General features: G+C 62.1%; 15 protein-coding genes. 11 read left to right on the forward strand and 4 right to left on the reverse strand.

Features of this window, described 5'->3' with window-relative positions:
* Positions 1–12: 12 nt before the first annotated feature.
* The gene (locus WM42_RS08160; RefSeq protein ID WP_062036969.1) at positions 13–441 is read left to right on the forward strand and encodes a heat shock protein transcriptional repressor HspR; all 429 of its coding nucleotides are present in this window, start codon (positions 13–15) and stop codon (positions 439–441) included.
* Here WM42_RS08160 and WM42_RS08165 read toward each other — a convergent pair.
* Together WM42_RS08165 and WM42_RS08170 are read right to left on the reverse strand one after the other, a co-directional pair.
* Complete coding sequence (locus tag WM42_RS08165) at positions 438–1,565, reverse strand: alpha/beta hydrolase (protein WP_062036972.1); 1,128 nt, start codon at positions 1,563–1,565, stop codon at positions 438–440. The genes WM42_RS08160 and WM42_RS08165 overlap by 4 nt on opposite strands.
* A gap of 35 nt (positions 1,566–1,600) precedes the next feature.
* Positions 1,601–1,861: a hypothetical protein gene (locus tag WM42_RS08170; RefSeq protein WP_062036975.1), complete on the reverse strand. Its 261-nt coding sequence runs from the start codon at positions 1,859–1,861 to the stop codon at positions 1,601–1,603.
* Positions 1,862–1,963: 102 nt separating this feature from the next.
* Here WM42_RS08170 and WM42_RS08175 point away from each other — a divergent pair, with 102 nt between their 5' ends.
* Positions 1,964–2,773 (forward strand): carbon-nitrogen hydrolase family protein, encoded by an 810-nt coding sequence (locus tag WM42_RS08175; RefSeq protein WP_062036978.1) that lies wholly within the window; start codon positions 1,964–1,966, stop codon positions 2,771–2,773.
* Here WM42_RS08175 and WM42_RS08180 read toward each other — a convergent pair.
* Positions 2,770–4,017: an FAD-binding oxidoreductase gene (locus WM42_RS08180; protein WP_062036982.1), complete on the reverse strand. Its 1,248-nt coding sequence runs from the start codon at positions 4,015–4,017 to the stop codon at positions 2,770–2,772. The two genes, WM42_RS08175 and WM42_RS08180, sit on opposite strands and share 4 nt — an antisense overlap.
* Positions 4,018–4,101: 84 nt before the next feature.
* Between WM42_RS08180 and WM42_RS08185 the strand changes: the two genes are divergently transcribed.
* The 9 genes from WM42_RS08185 to WM42_RS08225 all read left to right on the forward strand — a co-directional run bounded on the left by WM42_RS08185 (position 4,102) and on the right by WM42_RS08225 (position 15,346).
* Positions 4,102–4,926 carry an aminoglycoside adenylyltransferase domain-containing protein gene (locus WM42_RS08185; protein ID WP_062036985.1) on the forward strand — a complete coding sequence of 275 codons (825 nt, stop codon included), beginning with the start codon at positions 4,102–4,104 and terminating at the stop codon, positions 4,924–4,926.
* A 303-nt stretch (positions 4,927–5,229) separates the two neighbouring features.
* The gene (gene clpB / locus WM42_RS08190; protein WP_062036988.1) at positions 5,230–7,791 is read left to right on the forward strand and encodes an ATP-dependent chaperone ClpB; all 2,562 of its coding nucleotides are present in this window, start codon (positions 5,230–5,232) and stop codon (positions 7,789–7,791) included.
* Positions 7,792–7,838: 47 nt separating this feature from the next.
* A complete protein-coding gene (locus WM42_RS08195) occupies positions 7,839–8,687 on the forward strand; it encodes a sulfurtransferase (protein ID WP_062036991.1) in 849 nt (282 codons plus the stop codon).
* 98 nt (positions 8,688–8,785) lie between these two features.
* Positions 8,786–9,985, forward strand: coding sequence for a type III secretion system chaperone family protein (locus tag WM42_RS08200; RefSeq protein WP_062036995.1), 1,200 nt, complete (start codon positions 8,786–8,788; stop codon positions 9,983–9,985).
* A gap of 67 nt (positions 9,986–10,052) precedes the next feature.
* Positions 10,053–10,598, forward strand: a complete 546-nt coding sequence (gene pyrE / locus WM42_RS08205) for an orotate phosphoribosyltransferase (protein WP_062036999.1) — start codon at positions 10,053–10,055, stop codon at positions 10,596–10,598.
* Positions 10,585–11,268, forward strand: a complete 684-nt coding sequence (locus tag WM42_RS08210) for a TrmH family RNA methyltransferase (protein WP_062037002.1) — start codon at positions 10,585–10,587, stop codon at positions 11,266–11,268. The genes pyrE and WM42_RS08210 overlap by 14 nt, the downstream gene beginning before the upstream one ends.
* Before the next feature lie 62 nt (positions 11,269–11,330).
* A complete protein-coding gene (locus WM42_RS08215; protein ID WP_062037004.1) occupies positions 11,331–12,527 on the forward strand; it encodes a glycoside hydrolase family 76 protein in 1,197 nt (398 codons plus the stop codon).
* 173 nt (positions 12,528–12,700) lie between these two features.
* Positions 12,701–13,735 (forward strand): class II fructose-bisphosphate aldolase, encoded by a 1,035-nt coding sequence (gene fbaA, locus WM42_RS08220; protein ID WP_061924895.1) that lies wholly within the window; start codon positions 12,701–12,703, stop codon positions 13,733–13,735.
* A gap of 402 nt (positions 13,736–14,137) precedes the next feature.
* Positions 14,138–15,346 carry an FUSC family protein gene (locus WM42_RS08225; protein ID WP_062037006.1) on the forward strand — a complete coding sequence of 403 codons (1,209 nt, stop codon included), beginning with the start codon at positions 14,138–14,140 and terminating at the stop codon, positions 15,344–15,346.
* Positions 15,347–15,370: 24 nt separating this feature from the next.
* On the opposite strand, the gene WM42_RS08230 is transcribed toward WM42_RS08225, so the two are convergent.
* Positions 15,371–16,267, reverse strand: a complete 897-nt coding sequence (locus tag WM42_RS08230) for a hypothetical protein (protein ID WP_062037009.1) — start codon at positions 16,265–16,267, stop codon at positions 15,371–15,373.
* Between the last annotated feature and the right edge of the window lie 125 nt (positions 16,268–16,392).

The raw sequence follows: 16,392 nt of genomic DNA on the forward strand, positions 1-16,392 counted from the left end.
GAAGGTGCAACGATGAGCAAGGAAAATCAGGCAGGGGCCAACGCGGTCTATGTCATCTCCGTTGCCGCTGAGCTGTCCGGAATGCACGCGCAGACCCTGCGCACCTACGATCGCATCGGCTTGGTCTCGCCCGCCCGTACTCAGGGCGGCGGGCGCCGCTACTCCGACCGTGACATCGAGTTGCTGCGCAAGATCCAGACTTTGTCGCACGACGAGGGCGTTAACCTCGCTGGAATCAAGTCCATCATTGAGCTGACCGAGGAGCGCGACCAGCTAGAGGCCGAGCGCGATGCATTGCTCGCTGAGGTTCAGCAGCTGCGCGAACGGGTTGGTGAACGCCAGCCGCGCGGCGAGCTCGTGCACGTGCCGCGCTCGACGTCAGTGGTCATGTGGACCCCACGCCGCAGCCGCCGGCGCGTCGAAGCCGGCCACGAAGGCTAGCTTTTAGCCTCCACAATCTTTCCGAGACCCCGCAGAAATGCGGGGTCTTTGAAGTATGAGATGTGGTCTCCTGGCAGGCGGTTTGCGCCTGGTAGTGGGGAAGCCCCAAAGTTGGGAGTGCTCGGATCCGGGCCGTGAATGCCACCGCGCGGGCCGGTAACCACGCCGATGGGATCGTGCGCATTCGTTGCGGCCCAGCTGCGTGCCTGAATGTCATCGGCGCTTTCGGCGGTGGTGCCAGGGCTGCCCACGAAGACCACGTCTTCGGCCACGCCGGGCGCCTTCGCGGCTTTTCCTGCCACGACGGAACCATAGGAATAACCCACCACTATCCGCTGTGAGCGGGAAAAGCGTTTGCCTAATGAGCGTTGAAAGCGGCGTAGGTCCTGCGCGCCACGTGCCGCCGGGGAATCGTGGCCTGCCTGTGCGAGGCTGTCTGGTGCGCGGTAGCCAATCCAGGCCACCGCGGGACCGCCCGTTGCACGCGCTACTGCCCGCGCGCGATCGATACTGCTTTGCCAGCCGGACGGATCCGAAGAATGCACCCCGGAGACCACCGTGGAAACGCTCGCCGCGGAAGTGCCCAGCTGGCCGGGATCGACCAGTGCTGCAACGCGACCGGGCCCGGCTTCAAGCAGCTGCACGTCCGGATTGCTCTCCGCTAGCGCGACGGCCTCTGGCGGGGCGGTGCTCATAAGCATCTGGTGGATGGCCTCGATGGGTAGCTCCTCGTAATCCTCCAGATAGCCGCCGCCGGTGGGCAGCTCTGGCGTGCACAGCGCATCTATTTCTCGGGCGCATGCCCAATCCAGGCCGTCGCCCAAAGCATCGAGCGCATTCAGCATCGCGCCTATCTGGCTGCTCCACGGTTCTATCTCATCCATCCGTGCTAGCAGGCGGGTGGCCTCGGCGCGCAATTGTTCGACCCGAGCCAGGATGGGCGCATAGGCGCGAAGAGTCTCTGCCGCAGCCTCCATGCTCTGAGCGGGTAGTTCGAGTTGTTCCGTGGTGTTTGTCAGCTGGGCGCGCGCGGCGTCGGCAAAAGCGCCAATTATTTCTAGGTCATGCCAACTATTGTGTAGTCCTTGTTTGAAAACGTGCAGGTTAGCAGCGCCAGACTGCATTTCTTGAGAGGCTAAATAAAGGCTTAGCGCGCGTCTCACGGCAGCCCTCCGTCCAGCTTGTTGGCTAGGGAGGCATCGATTTTTCTGCTGTGCCTGATGAACTCATCGAGGTCTTGGAGCATGGCGTCGTGTTGCTTAGCGTTAGCGGCAAGCTGACCGTCCCAGTGTTTTGCCACGCGCGCTAGGGCGCTGGCCGTGCGCGGATACTCGGGCGGCGGCGGGGTAGTGAAGCGGTGCCTTTGGCCCATGTGGGAGCGGATGGTGTTGCGTGCGTTGTCAGCGATGTAGAAATCCATACCTCAAGCTTTGTGGGCCAAGTTCAGTAATTTCTAGACCCAATTTCTGATTAGGGCGAAATCTGTGGATAACTCATCGCGACTCGGCTAGTTTGGGGTGTCATGTTGGTAGCAGCAGTGCAAATTTTGACCGGCGGTAACCTCGAGGAGAACCTTGAGCTGGCCGTGGAGAAGATCCGTGAGGCCGCTGAGAATGGTGCGCAACTGATCGTGTTGCCTGAGGCCACGTCCCAGGCCTTCGGGGCTGGCCGCTTAGACGAGCAGGCCCAGGGCCTTGATGGTTCCTTCGTCACCACCATCCGTGCGGTAGCGCAGCAGCTGGGGGTCACCGTCGTGCTTGGCATGTTCAGCCCAGCGGACACCGTTGAGCGTGATGGCAAGACCATCAACCGCGTGAGCAACACCGCGCTCATCGCGGGCCCGGACGTTCTTGGCGGTTACGACAAAATCCACACTTATGACGCCTTCAATTACAAGGAATCCGATACCGTGCGCGCGGGTGAGGCGCTCGTGGCTTTCGACGTCGCGGGCATTACCGTTGGCGTGGCCACCTGTTATGACATCCGCTTCCCAGAGCAGTTCAAGGAGCTGGCTCGCCAGGGCGCGCAGGTAATCGTCGTTCCTACTAGCTGGGCTGACGGTCCCGGCAAGCTGGAGCAGTGGCGTCTGCTCACCGCGGCGCGTGCTCTAGACTCCACCTCTTATATCGTGGCTGCGGGCCAAGCCCGTCCAGGCGGCGCGGAGATGGCTGGCCAAGACTCTGGTCCCACCGGCATTGGCCATTCAGTAGTTGTAGCCCCCGATGGCACCCGCGTAGTCGAGGCCGGCTACGAGCCGGAGATCATCTACGCCGAGATCGACTCCGACCTCGTTGCCCTGACCCGCAAAGCGCTGCCGGTCCTCGAGGCTTAAGTTTGCGTCCACTCCGACTTCTTCCAGGCCGCCCACGCATCCCAGTCCTCCCAGCCGTCTAGGTCTGCGGCGGATGCGGCCCACTCGTGGCCGCGCTGCCAGGATTGGGCGTGGATATTGCCAGCTGGGATGCCGGCTGCTAGGAGGGATTCGCGTGCCACCTCGACTCGGTCGGCGGGGCCTACCAAGATGAAGCGCTTGTCCTTGGCTCCGTCCTTCTCGTGGTCCTTCTCGTGGCGTAGCACCACGGCGATTGGGTCTTGGGATTCGCCGGCGGTTTCGGATGCGAAGCCCTCTGCCTGCGGCTGCGCGCCGAGCAGCCAGGGATCCTGCTCGCTGCGGGAAATGCTATGAAACGAAAGCTCAGGCAAGAGGGCCTGGAGATTAGCCTGGAAGTGGGTGTCGTAGTGTTCGCCAGGGGAAGAAGCCACGCTGTAGACGCTGAGGTTCTTCGGCACTTCGCCGGCAGCCAAGCAATCTAGGAGAGCGGCGCGGGCGCCCGCCCATCCCGTGCCGAAGCTTATGAGCGCGGTGGCCTTGCCGTCGTGCAAGTTCGGAAAGTTTCCGGCAGGGTTACCCAGGGTCCACCAATCGCCGGGCTTTGCCTTGGCCAGCATAGAGGAGGCGTCGCCAGCCAGCGCAATGTGGAAGAGCAGCTGGCCCGTAGTGTCCGCCGGATGCGCCGGGGTCAGCATGCGCCAGGTGCCGGGCAGCAGCTGCGAGGTGATGGGAAAATGCTGGCCCGCCTCGTATTCGATGGGCGCACCGGATTCCAGCCGCACCACCGCAGTATTGCGGTTGGGGTGTTCTACGGCGACTACCTGCGCGCTGTGGGCCGGGGCGATGCCGGCGATGTCGGCAGCATGCGCCGCCTGTGCCATCGTGGTGCACACAGTGTGGACGGCGCGCTTTGCCACCACTAGCTGGTGCTGAGTCAGTCCCAACGCGATAAACCCCTCGTTCAGGGAGGCCTCGAACTTGGGATAAATCTCTGTGGGGAAGCCGTGGCGGCGGTGCTCCTTGCCTAGCTCGCGGACGCGCTCGATGGTCTCTTCTGGGAGGAAGCCGGCATCGTCAGCCGCATCCAATATCCACGCCACTGCAGGCGCCAGTGCCGGGTGGGTATCACGCATGGATAGAGCGAAGATTTGGCGCGACTCCGCGACGGTGGCAAAGAAGTGCTGATGCACCGCATCGCGGTAATCGTCAGCGTGCCTGCGGATGTGTTCGCCCAATTCCTTCATGCTGGCCCATCCTACTTGCCCGCGGCCGCGGGCGATCTGGTTTAGGGAAGCCGCTTCGAGGTGGCTTCTCCGTATGATGAGCGCATGGAGGTCGCACTACCGCACGAAGTTCGTCGAGCGGGCCGTTCGTATCTGGACGCCGCCGATCGGCTGCTGCCTGGAGCGATCACGGGTGTCGTGGTGGGCGGTTCTGTTGCGCTGGGTGCGTATCGCCCGAAGGCCAGCGACATCGACCTGATCGCCACGCTTGATGACGCCTGGCGGGAGCGCTCCGACCTGATCCCACGCCTGCGCGCTCTGCACCTCTCCCAGCTCCCGCGGCTGCTCGGGCGAGCTGTTCGAGGAATGGGCATCAGCGCGTGCTGCAACACCTCGTTCGTGTGGGACTCGGAGATCACGCGCCCTGTGACACAGATCGAGCCGATCGCTTCCCACGTGGGCGAGATCTTCAACCCCAGGGGCGCGTTCGATGTGAATCCCGTGATCTGGCACGAGCTCGAGCACGGCGGCATCGCGCTACGGGGAGGGGACGTCTCGACCTGGGGCCTAGACCCGCAGCCCGACGAGCTCCGGCCATGGACCCTGAACAACCTGCTGGGGTACTGGAAGCCGCTGATGCTGCGCACCGAGAGAGGGCGTGGAGCCCTCGGAGCCGGGAGGGTTCAATGGCGGCTCCTCGGACCTGCGCGGATGCACGCGACGCTCACGACGGGTGAGGTCATCAGCAAGCAGGAGGCCGGAGCGCGTGCTCTCGGATTGTTCCCTCATCACGCACCGATCCTCGGCGTAGCACTTGCTCATCTCAGCGGAGAGAATGCTCCAAGCGCTCCACCGAAAAGCGAATGGCGACGACTGACTGCCGTCTGCATGCGCGAGATCATCTCCAGGTCGGAGCAGCTTCCGAGCTGAACTTGACGCCACCTTCGGCCTGTTTCTGGCGCTAACTCGCGACGGGCTGGTGGAGCTGGGGATTGAGCCGGAAGGCCAGGTGGCCTACGTCTGGAACCTCGCACGATTGTGCGGTTTCCCTTTTCTATGCGGTGCCTAAGTGCTCAGCGAAGCGATTAAACGGCAAGGAAAACTTGAGTCTGCTACGCTCAGGCAGGGAAGAAAAGAAAATTTGAAGTTGAGTGGAACAAACTCAACTTTGGATGCGTTGTTGTAAATATCAGGCAATAAACCTTCTAATAAACAACTTCCAAGGAGGAAGCAATGAGTGCTTTCAACCCCACCACCAAGACCCAAGAGGCCTTACAGCAGGCGCTGCAGACCGCCTCTTCCAACGGCAATCCGGACATTCGCCCGGCGCACCTACTAGCGGCCATCCTTAGCCAAGAAGACGGCATCGCCGCACCGGTCCTCAAGGCCACCGGCGTCGATCCGGAAACCGTGCTCAAGGAGGCGCGCGCACTTGTGGATTCCTATCCCAAGGCTGAGGGCTCTGGGATGGCGAACCCGAACTTTAACCGCGACGGTCTCAACGTCTTGACCCGCGCGCAGGAGCTGGCGGGCGAATTGGGCGATGAGTACGTCTCCACCGAGGTTCTTCTCGCTGCTATCGCCGGCTCTAAGACTGACGCCGCCGAGCTGCTTACCGGCCGCGGCGCTACCTTTGATGCGCTGAAGGGCGCTTTCCCTTCGGTGCGCGGGGCCGCGAAGGTCACCTCTGAGAACCCAGAGGAGCAGTTCCAGGCGCTGGAGAAGTACGCCACCGACCTAACCGCCCGTGCGCGGGAGGGCAAGATTGACCCGGTTATCGGCCGCGACCAGGAAATTCGCCGCGTCGTGCAGGTGCTTTCCCGCCGCACAAAGAACAACCCAGTCCTTATCGGTGAGCCGGGCGTGGGCAAGACCGCCATCGTGGAGGGCCTGGCTCGCCGCATCGTGGCACGCGACGTCCCGGAGTCCCTCAAGGGCAAGACCTTGCTGAGCCTCGACTTGGGCTCCATGGTCGCCGGCGCGAAGTACCGGGGCGAGTTCGAGGAGCGCTTGAAGGCAGTGCTGGATGAGATCAAGGCCTCGGAAGGCCAGATCATCACCTTCATCGACGAGCTGCACACCATCGTCGGCGCGGGCGCCACGGGCGAGGGTTCCATGGACGCTGGCAACATGATTAAGCCGATGCTGGCCCGCGGTGAGCTGCGCCTGGTGGGCGCTACCACCTTGGACGAGTACCGCAAGTACATCGAGAAGGACGCCGCTTTGGAGCGCCGCTTCCAGCAGGTCTATGCGGCTGAGCCCTCTGTTGAAGATACCGTGGGCATCCTGCGTGGCCTGAAGGAGCGCTACGAGGTCCACCACGGTGTGCGCATCATGGACTCCGCGCTGGTTTCTGCAGCTGAGCTGTCTAATCGCTACATCACCAATCGCTTCCTGCCAGACAAGGCAATCGACTTGGTCGACGAGGCTGGTTCCCGCCTGCGCATGGAGATTGACTCCTCCCCGCAGGAGATCGACGAGTTGGAGCGCGTCGTGCGCCGAATGGAGATCGAGGAGCTGGCGCTGAAGAAGGAAAAGGACGCCGCCAGCCAGGACCGTCTGAGCAAGCTGCAGCAGGAGCTTGCCGACGAACGCGAAAAGCTCGGGGAGCTCAAGGCTCGCTGGGCCAACGAGAAGAAGGCTATCGATGAAGTCCAGCACGCCAAGGAGGAGTTGGAGGATCTGAAGCGCCAGGCCGAGATTGCCGAGCGCGACGGTGACTACGAGAAGACTTCCGAGCTGCGTTATGGTCGCATTCCCGAGTTGGAGAAGCAGCTTGCCGACGCCGAGGTGCGCGCCAACGCACAGTCCAACACCATGCTGGTAGAGGAGGTCACCCCAGACACCATCGCTGAGGTGGTTTCCGCGTGGACCGGCATTCCGGCCGGCAAGATGCTGCAGGGTGAGACCCAGAAGCTGCTCAACATGGAGGCCGAGCTAGGCCGCCGCGTGGTGGGTCAGAAAGAAGCGGTCAAGGCCGTCTCCGATGCCGTGCGTCGCGCCCGTGCGGGCGTTGCGGACCCGGATCGTCCGACCGGCTCCTTCCTCTTCCTTGGGCCTACGGGCGTGGGTAAGACGGAGCTGGCCAAGGCTCTGGCGGACTTCCTCTTCGACGATGAGTCCGCGATGGTGCGCATCGACATGTCTGAGTACGGGGAGAAGCACTCCGTGGCTCGCCTCGTCGGTGCCCCTCCGGGATACGTTGGTTACGATGCCGGCGGCCAGCTCACTGAGGCTGTGCGTCGCCGTCCGTACACGCTCGTGCTTTTCGACGAAGTGGAAAAGGCGCACCAGGACGTCTTCGACGTTCTGCTGCAGGTCCTCGATGAGGGCCGCCTGACCGACGGCCAGGGCCGCACCGTGGACTTCCGCAACACTGTCATCATCCTGACCTCGAACCTCGGTGCCGGTGGCACCAAGGAGGAGGTCATGGAGGCCGTCAAGCGCAACTTCAAGCCGGAGTTCATCAACCGTCTCGATGACGTCGTGATGTTCGAGTCCCTGTCCTCGGAGCTGCTGGCCGGCATCGTCGACATCCAGCTCGATGCTCTGGCATCGAGGTTGCGAGGGCGCCGCCTGAACCTGCAGGTTTCCGACGCCGCGAAGCTGTGGCTCGCCGAGCGCGGCTACGACCCTGCTTACGGCGCCCGCCCGCTGCGCCGCCTGGTGCAGCAGGCCATCGGTGACCAACTCGCCCGCCAGCTTTTGGCCGGCGAGGTCATGGACGGCGACACCGTCCACGTTGACGTCGCTGACGGCGGCGAGCACCTGGAGCTCAATAGCAAGCGCGGCTAACCTGCGTAAGAAGCGCCGAAGTGCTCATGGCCCTAGAATCTAGAGCCATGAGCAATTTGGTTTCTCCAAGCGAACTCCAGCAATCCATTTACCGCGGCGAGCGCGTCGCACTTCTTGCATCTTTGTGGGCACCAGGTGAGGGTGAGGCATACAACCAGTTCGCCTCCCTGCACATTCCTACCGCGCAGTTCGCCGACGCTGCGCACTCCTTCGTCGGCCTTCCTGGCTCCAAGGTGGGCCGTAACCCGTTGGTGAACCCGGAGCGCTTGAAGGAGAGCTGCGAGGCATGGGGACTGCGTCCCGATTGGGAGATCGTGGTCTACGACGAAGGCCGTGGCCTCTTCGCTGCACGCGCTTGGTGGACCCTGCGCTGGGCGGGCTTTAAGAACGTACGCATGCTCGATGGTGGCTTGGCTAATTGGCGCCGCCAGGGCTTTGCCACCCTTACGGGCCCAGGAAACCTGGGCCTTGCCACCGAGGTCGAAATCACGCCGGGCTCTATGCCGACTGCCACGATTGAGGACGTTAAGGCCCACGACGGCCTGCTCATCGATACTCGTACGGCAAACCGCTTCGCTGGCCGCCGTGAGCACCTCGATCTGAAGGCCGGCCACATCCCCGGTGCAGTGAACCTGCCGGAGCGCCAGTTCCACAACGAAGACAAGACCATCAAATCTGACGAGGAAATCCTAGAGATCCTCGACAACGCTGGCATCACCAAGGAAAACGTCAAGGACGCCATCATTTACTCTGGTTCCGGTAACCACTCCGCGCTGACCATCGGCATCCTTGAGGGCCTTGGATTTACCGGCCTGCGCCACTTCGTCGGTGGCTGGTCCCAGTGGTCCGCAGACCCATCCAACCCGGTCGAGCGTGGCGACCGCACGACTGTATAAATAACCTGCGTAAATCAACCAGCGCGCCAGCCTACTCACCCCAAGACTTCCTCCTAAAGCCTACTCACCCCAAGACTTCCTACTAAAGTCTTGGGGTGATGCCTATTCTGATCCTTGCCCTAGTCCTCGCCGCGGCCGGCGTCGCGCTTCTCCTCCTCGACAAGCGCCAGCGCACCAACCAACTTGACGGCACTACCCCTGTCGAGAGCCTCGAATCGCCAGAGTCTCCCACCGCTGACGAGGCACAGGAAGCCGAAACGTTTGAACCGCACGAGGAAGGACTTGCGTCTGCGGAGAACGCAGTGGAGCAAGAGCCTGCCTCAGTACAAGAGCCTGCCCCAGTAGAGAAGGACCAGGCGGCCCCTGAAACAGCTATGGCAGAGCAGCAGGCGGCGCCGGAGCGCAAGAACGAGCACCTGCTGCGTGCGCGTGACTTGGTGCCCGGGTCGCTGCGCCGTGAGCGCAAGGCATGGGGCGAGCATCACCAATTCGAGTACACCAAGCAGGATGACTATCTGGCTGATGAATGGATGCGTGGCGCAGCGGCCCTGGGGGCGGCGCCGAAGGATATCGTGGCAGGGTTCGTGCATGGTCACGAGATGCTGCTGATGGACTTGGGCGGCATCAACGTTATGGCGATGCGCACCGGTGCGGCATCAGACATCGTGGTGGATTTCCGCCGCATCGGCCTTACAGAAGAACACTTTTCGGAGGACCTGATCAAGGTCGACGACGTTGAAGGATTCGAGATGTTCGCAACCGACGCGGGCGTCGGCAAGCGGCTCATCGATGAGCGCCTGGAAGTGGCCCTCGAGCAGATGCCCGAGGAGGTCACCGCGGCGTGGATGGAATCCGAATGGGTGCTTGCCCAAACCACCAAGCACGCGCGCGGCGCGCAGTGGGATGCCATGCTGGCGCCGCTGGCAAAACTTGCCGATTGTGCCCGAGTTCTGCCGCCGCGTTCGGCCGCGATGCAGGTGCTGCGCGTGGCTGAGCTGGACCCGAGCCGCGAGATCCCCGAGCCGCCGCAGCCCGAGCCGACCGGGCCCACCCTTGTGCCGGACCACGAGGAAATCCAGCGCCCGCACATCCAGCGCCCGGAAGAGCCGGTAGAGCTGCCGAGCCGCACCCGCAGTGAGACCCTCGGCGAGGTTGACCACAGCGCGCTGGGTGCGGACGAAGTCGACGCCATTGCCGACGGCCGCGAGCGCCCCCTGCTCGATAAGGCGCAAGCGCGCATGCGCCGTGATCTCAACGGCCGCTCGACCATCTTCGGCGACGAAGAAGCAAACGAGTAGTCTTAAAGCGATAATCCCGCAAAACATGGCGGGACAAGAAGCGGCATAAGAAACCAAAAGGAGCGCCATGAGCTTGGATGCACAGAAAAAGGCCCGTCTGGCAGAGCTGGTCAAGGAACTGGCTGTTGTACACGGCAAGGTCACCTTGTCCTCCGGCAAGGAGGCTGATTACTACGTTGACCTGCGCCGCGCCACCCTTCAGCACGAGGCTTCCCGCCTCATCGGCTCCTTGCTGCGCGAGCTGACCGCGGACTGGGACTACGTGGCAGTTGGCGGCCTGACCCTGGGCGCTGACCCCGTCGCTACCTCCATCATGCATGCCGACGGCCGCGATATCGACGCCTTCGTGGTGCGCAAGGAAGCCAAGAAGCACGGCATGCAGCGCCGCATTGAGGGCTTCGACGTCACCGGCGCTAAGGTCCTCGTGGTCGAGGACACCACCACCACCGGCAACTCCCCGCTGACCGCCGTCGAGGCACTGCGCGAGGCAGGCGCCGAGGTCGTCGGTGTGGCCACCGTTGTGGATCGTGCAACCGGCGCCGGCGAAGTTATCGCCGCTGAGGGCCTGGAGTACCGCTACCTGCTGAGCTTGGAAGACCTTGACCTCGCCTAATAACCCATCCGCGCAAGAGACTGTAGAGACAGGCAAGGGCCCTACCGAGTGGAACGAAGGCCGCCACGGCGTCGGGCCGTGGGAGGGCCCCTGGCCAGACGGCGCGCAGTATGACCCAGAGCTGCTGCGCGAGGGTGATCGCCGCAACGTGGTCGACGCCTACCGTTACTGGAGCAGGGAAGCGATCACCGCGGACATCGATAAGCGCCGGCACGCCCTGCACATCGCCATCGAGAACTTCGAGAACGATTCCAACATCGGAACCGTGGTGCGCACCGCGAATGCCTTCGCCGTCGACACCGTGCATATCGTGGGGCGCCGCCGTTGGAATCGCCGTGGGGCCATGGTCACTGACCGCTACCAGCACCTGCAGCATCATGCCACGGTGGAGGAGCTTTTGCAGTGGGCCAACGCCGAAGGGCTAACTGTTGTCGCCATCGATAACACCCCCGGATGCGTCCCCCTTGAAACAGCCGAGCTGCCGGAGCGCTGCCTGCTTTTGTTTGGACAAGAAGGCCCCGGCGTTACCCAAGCAGCCCAAGATGCAGCGTTAATGACCTGTTCCATTGCCCAATTTGGCTCGACTCGTTCGATCAACGCGGGCGTCGCCGCGGGCATCGCCATGCATGCGTGGATTCGTCAGCATGCTGACTTAGAAAAAGCGTGGTAAATCGTTATCTCAAGTAGATACGATGGAGTAACGAAACCATTATCGAGAGTGATAGATCTACAGTGGAAGAGACATGGGCACACCGCGCGGACCTCGCGGAAACCGCCATCAATGAACGCCATGCGCAAAACGTATGGTCGATTCCGCGTACCAATCTTGCGGTCGTCAGCTGGCCGCCGACTGGTAAGGAGAAGCTCTTCGTCCACTGGCACTACTGGTGGCAAGCTCATTACCTCGATTGCCTGGTAGACGCCGCGCTGCGTAACAACACCAAGGCGCGCCGCGCCCGCATCGTGGACACCATGCGCGGTATCCGTATTCGTAACATGAGCCAGCTTACGAAGAATCGTTATTACGACGACAAGGCGTGGCTGGCCCTGGCTATGGAGCGTGCCGAGCAGCTCAAGCGCATCAAGCCGCATAAGCGCCTAGGCTCCTTGCAGCGCAACATCCTGGAAGGTACCGACCCCCAAATCGGCGTGCTGCCGTGGCGCGAGGGCGAGACCTTCCTGAACGTGCCATCCAACGGCCCCGGCGCCATCATGCTTGCCCGCATGGGGCGCATCGACGAGGCCCGCCACATCGTGGACTGGATCTATGACCATCTGGTTGATGATGACGGCTTCATCATGGACGGCGTGCGCATGCGTATGGACGGTCCGGAAATCGTGAAGGCTATCCACCCGTATTGCCAGGGCGTGGTTCTGGGCGCCTGCCTGGAAATTGCATTGGCACTGCGTGAGAAGGCTGGGTTGACCTCCCTGGAGAGCATCGACACCATTCAGGAAGCCGAGCTGGCAGCGGATACGATGCACTACATCACCAACATCCGTGGCCTAGTGCAGGCGGTGGCAACCGGAATGGCTACTCCGTCCGGCGTTATCAACTGGATGACGGGCGACGGCGATGGTGGCCTGTTCAAAGGCATCCTCGTGCGCTACCTTGCGGACGTTGCTGTGCGATTGCCGGGCGATTCCCCGGCTAACCGCGCCACCAAGAAGCTTGCGGCTCGCATGGTCGTGGCCTCTGCTGAATCCGTGTGGGAACACCGCTTGGAGGTAGATGGTCTACCTATCTTCGGCTCCGACTGGACCACCGATGCTCGCCTGCCACATAACTATGGCTTCGGGCCGAATACCGTCGGCGAAAAGGTAGGCATCATCCGTGTTGCAGAGCGCGATCTTTCGGTCCAATTGTCGGGCTGGATGCTGCTCGAGGCCTGCGCACGAGTCATGAAACACCAGTCCCAAGAAAAATAAAATCGCATTACAACCGTACTATTTTGTGGTTTCACCTGCGTATCGGCAACCGCCCACCAGGCGCCTGCCTGCATTAAGGAAGTTCACAAAAATTCTGGCGGCGAAACCGGGCAAAAACAGGCATACTTGGGATTTGGAACGTGATTGCCCCAACACACTAAGGATGGAACTTCATGCCAATCGCAACTCCTGAGGTCTATAACCAGATGCTGGATACCGCCAAGCAGGGCGGTTTTGCATTCCCGGCCATCAACTGCACCTCTTCTGAGACCATCAACGCGGCTCTGCGCGGTTTCGCAGAAGCTGAGTCTGACGGCATTATCCAGTTCTCCACTGGCGGCGCTGAGTTCGGCTCTGGCCTTTCTGTGAAGAACAAGGTGGCAGGTGCTCAGGCTCTGGCAGCTTTCGCTCACGAGGCGGCAAAGCACTACGGCATCAACGTTGCGCTGCACACCGACCACTGCCAGAAGGAAGTTCTGGACGAGTACGTCCGCCCCCTCATCGCCATCTCCCAGGAGCGCGTTGACCGCGGCGAGCTGCCTTTGTTCCAGTCCCACATGTGGGATGGCTCCGCAATCCCAATCGACGAGAACCTCGTCATCGCCCAGGAGCTGCTGGAGAAGGCACGCAAGGCAAACATCATCCTCGAGGCTGAGATCGGCGTCGTTGGCGGCGAAGAGGACGGCGTCCAAGCTAAGGCCGGCGCAAACCTCTACACCTCCGTTGAGGATTTTGAAAAGACCATCGATGCACTCGGTACCGGCGAGAAGGGCCGCTACTTGCTGGCCGCTACCTTCGGCAACGTCCACGGCGTTTACAAGCCGGGCAACGTGAAGCTGCGCCCAGAGGTTCTCGACGAAGGCCAGAAGGCCGCCGTCAAGAAGCTCGGCCTGGAAGAGGGCTCCAAGCCATTCGACTTCGTGTTCCACGGCGGCTCCGGCTCCGAGAAGGAAAAGATCGAGCAGGCTCTGTCCTACGGCGTTGTGAAGATGAACGTTGACACCGATACTCAGTACGCGTTCACCAATCCGGTTGCCCGCCACATGTTCGCTAACTACGACGGCGTCTTCAAGATCGACGGCGAGGTTGGCAACAAGAAGGTCTACGACCCACGCTCCTACATGAAGAAGGCAGAGCAGTCCATGGCTGAGCGCGTGGTTGAGGCCTGCACCGACCTGCACTCCGTGGGCAAGTCCATCTCCAAGTAAGACTGACCACTAAACCCACACCACACAGAGCCGTTCCCCCACACCCCGCAGCCGCAGGGAACCCCGCAGCCGCTGGGAACCCCGCAGCCGCTGGGAGGGAGGAGCGGCTTTGCTGTGTTTAGCGTCAAAGAATGCGCCGGCAAAGTCCCCGACCAACATCCTCGCCCGAGTCAAACCGGAATCAAAACCCAAATGGTGAGGTCACCGCACAACAAAAGGGACTAGTGTAAACCAATGGGGCAAATGAGGCCCGCAAGTGGTGAGGTGACCTCACCATCTAGAGTGAACCCAGCCACGACCCAGGCCGAACCCAGCCACGACCCAGGCCGAATCCAGCCACGACCCAGGCCGACCTCAACCAGAGCCAAGCAATCCACACGGGCGAACTAAGATAAGGAAACCATGGCGGAAGCAAAGGATAAGAGCACCAAGGACCGGGTCAAGCTGACCACGCGCCAACAGCTGCGCAGCTTTGACCGCTCGGTTAAATCCCGTTTTGCGCGCGTGAAGTCCCGCTTCCTCTACATCGTCCAGTCCACCCTCGGCGCCGGCCTGGCCTTCTTCGTCGCGCACGTCGTCTTCGGCCACGCTCAGCCGTTCTTCGCGCCGATGTCCGTCATCATCATCTTGGGCCTGTCCGGCGGGGACCGCCTTAAACGCGCGGTGGATCTCTCCATCGGCGGCATCGTCGGCGTTATCGTGGGCACCCTCCTGGTTGACGGCCTGGGCACCGGCCCTATCCACATGACCATAATCATCGGTTGCTCGCTGCTCATCGCGTCCTTCGTGACCGAGTCGCAGCTCATCAGCAACCAAGTGGCCATCGGCGCCATCCTGATCGCCACCATCATGCCCCCGGAGGAGATGGGCGGACTCTCCCGCGCCATCGATGCCATCATCGGCGCCTTCATCGGCATCTGCATGGTCGCCCTCATCCCGACCTCCCCACTGCGCGCCGTGCGTAAGGAAGTATCCAAGGTTCTGCGGGTGGCTTCTGCAGTGCTTTCCGACGTCGCCGGTGGCCTCCGCGACGGCGATAAGAAGGCGATCCTGGAAGCTCGTGACGCCGTCCGCGGTACGCAGAGCGATATCAATGACATGCTCCAGGCGGCCAAGGGCAGCGCCGAGACCGTCAAGGTTTCCCCATTCCTGTGGAGCTGGCAGCGCAACATCCGCTCCCTGGAGCGCATCCTCACCCCGGTGGACAACGCCATCCGCGGTGTGCGCGTGCTTTCCCGCCGGGCCTTGGTGCTTTCGGAGGACGGCGACCACGTCACCGAAGCCCAGCTTGACCTCATCGACGAGCTTTCCGACGTCACGTATGAGCTCGCCGAGCTCTACGGCCGGGCCAGCAGCAAGGAATCGCGGGCCAACGAGGCCGTGGTCATCCCGGAGATTGTGTACCGCTTACGCGTCCTTGGTGCGAACGCCACCATGGACGTGCTTGGCGAGGACGGCGTTCTTTCCGCCTACTCACTCCTCGCGCAGACCCGGTCCATCATCGTTGACCTGCTGATGGTCTGCGGCATGTCCCGCGAATCAGCCGTGGCGCAGCTTGCCCCCACCTCTGATCATCCGGCCTACCCACCGGAAGTGCTCGACGCCGACTAAACGCACGAAGTAAAGCCGTAATAATTAAGGCCGTACAACCTGCAGATCACGCAGATGCCGGTAGAAAGTCACGCGCTTGACGGCTCGCTTTGCGCTGACGCCATCGACAATCACGCGCAACTCCGGGCCGCCCGCTTGCACCGCGCGGCCGGTACAGATGCTGGATTCATCGAGCTGACCGGAGGCGATGGGGGAGGAGAACTTCGATCGCAGCCATCCGCCGAAGCCGGACTTTGCGACTTCAGCAAGCCCTAGGTCTGCAGATTCAGCAACGGGGGAGATAGCCTTCGCTGCCAAAATTCCCGGTGCATCAATCATTGGTACCAACCGGGCACCATACGTACCGATGCCGGCCTTGCCGGTACCTTCGTGGCGGACGACAACATGATCATCCACGATGATCTCGCCGGTGATGTCCGTGTTATTCCATTCGGAAATCGAAGCCGAGCCTGCCACGGCAAGACCTGCATCATTGCGGATGAGTGGCACTGGGTGAACCGGTGCTGAAAGCGCAACGCTGAGCGCAGATTGCAGATCAGTAGGCAGACCCCAGTTGCGGGCAGCGGGCGAAGAAGAATCCGTGGGCACATAGGCGAGCTCGGTCCACAGGTAGTCGCCGCGCATCATGCGGCTAAGAACTGCGCTCAAGGCGGCGTCGTCTCCAACCACGACGATGCGTAGTGGTTCCACCAAGTGGGGCGCTTGCGGCGCGAAGGCGGGGGTACTCAAATGCCGGACGTCTGGCTGGGCGGCAATCTCATCGAGGGAAGGGGTGGGATCTTCCGGCAGTGCGGTCTTCGCGGCTATATCTAGCGGACGAAGCTCGGAGCGGGTTGGAACCGCGCTGACGTCGAGAATTTCTGCGTGTGGGGGCAAATCCAGGCTGAGTCTGCTACCGCAACGAACAACGATTAGGGTCACCGTGAGTTACCTTGCCTTTCCCAGCGAATCACCCCGCGAATTGGGGCATAACTTCTACACCCTACAACGCAAATTACCCCCCTTGATAACCGCCAATTGGGGTGGAGGGGGCCACATGGGGATAT

Source organism: Corynebacterium simulans (genome assembly GCF_001586215.1).
GTDB lineage: Bacteria > Actinomycetota > Actinomycetes > Mycobacteriales > Mycobacteriaceae > Corynebacterium > Corynebacterium simulans.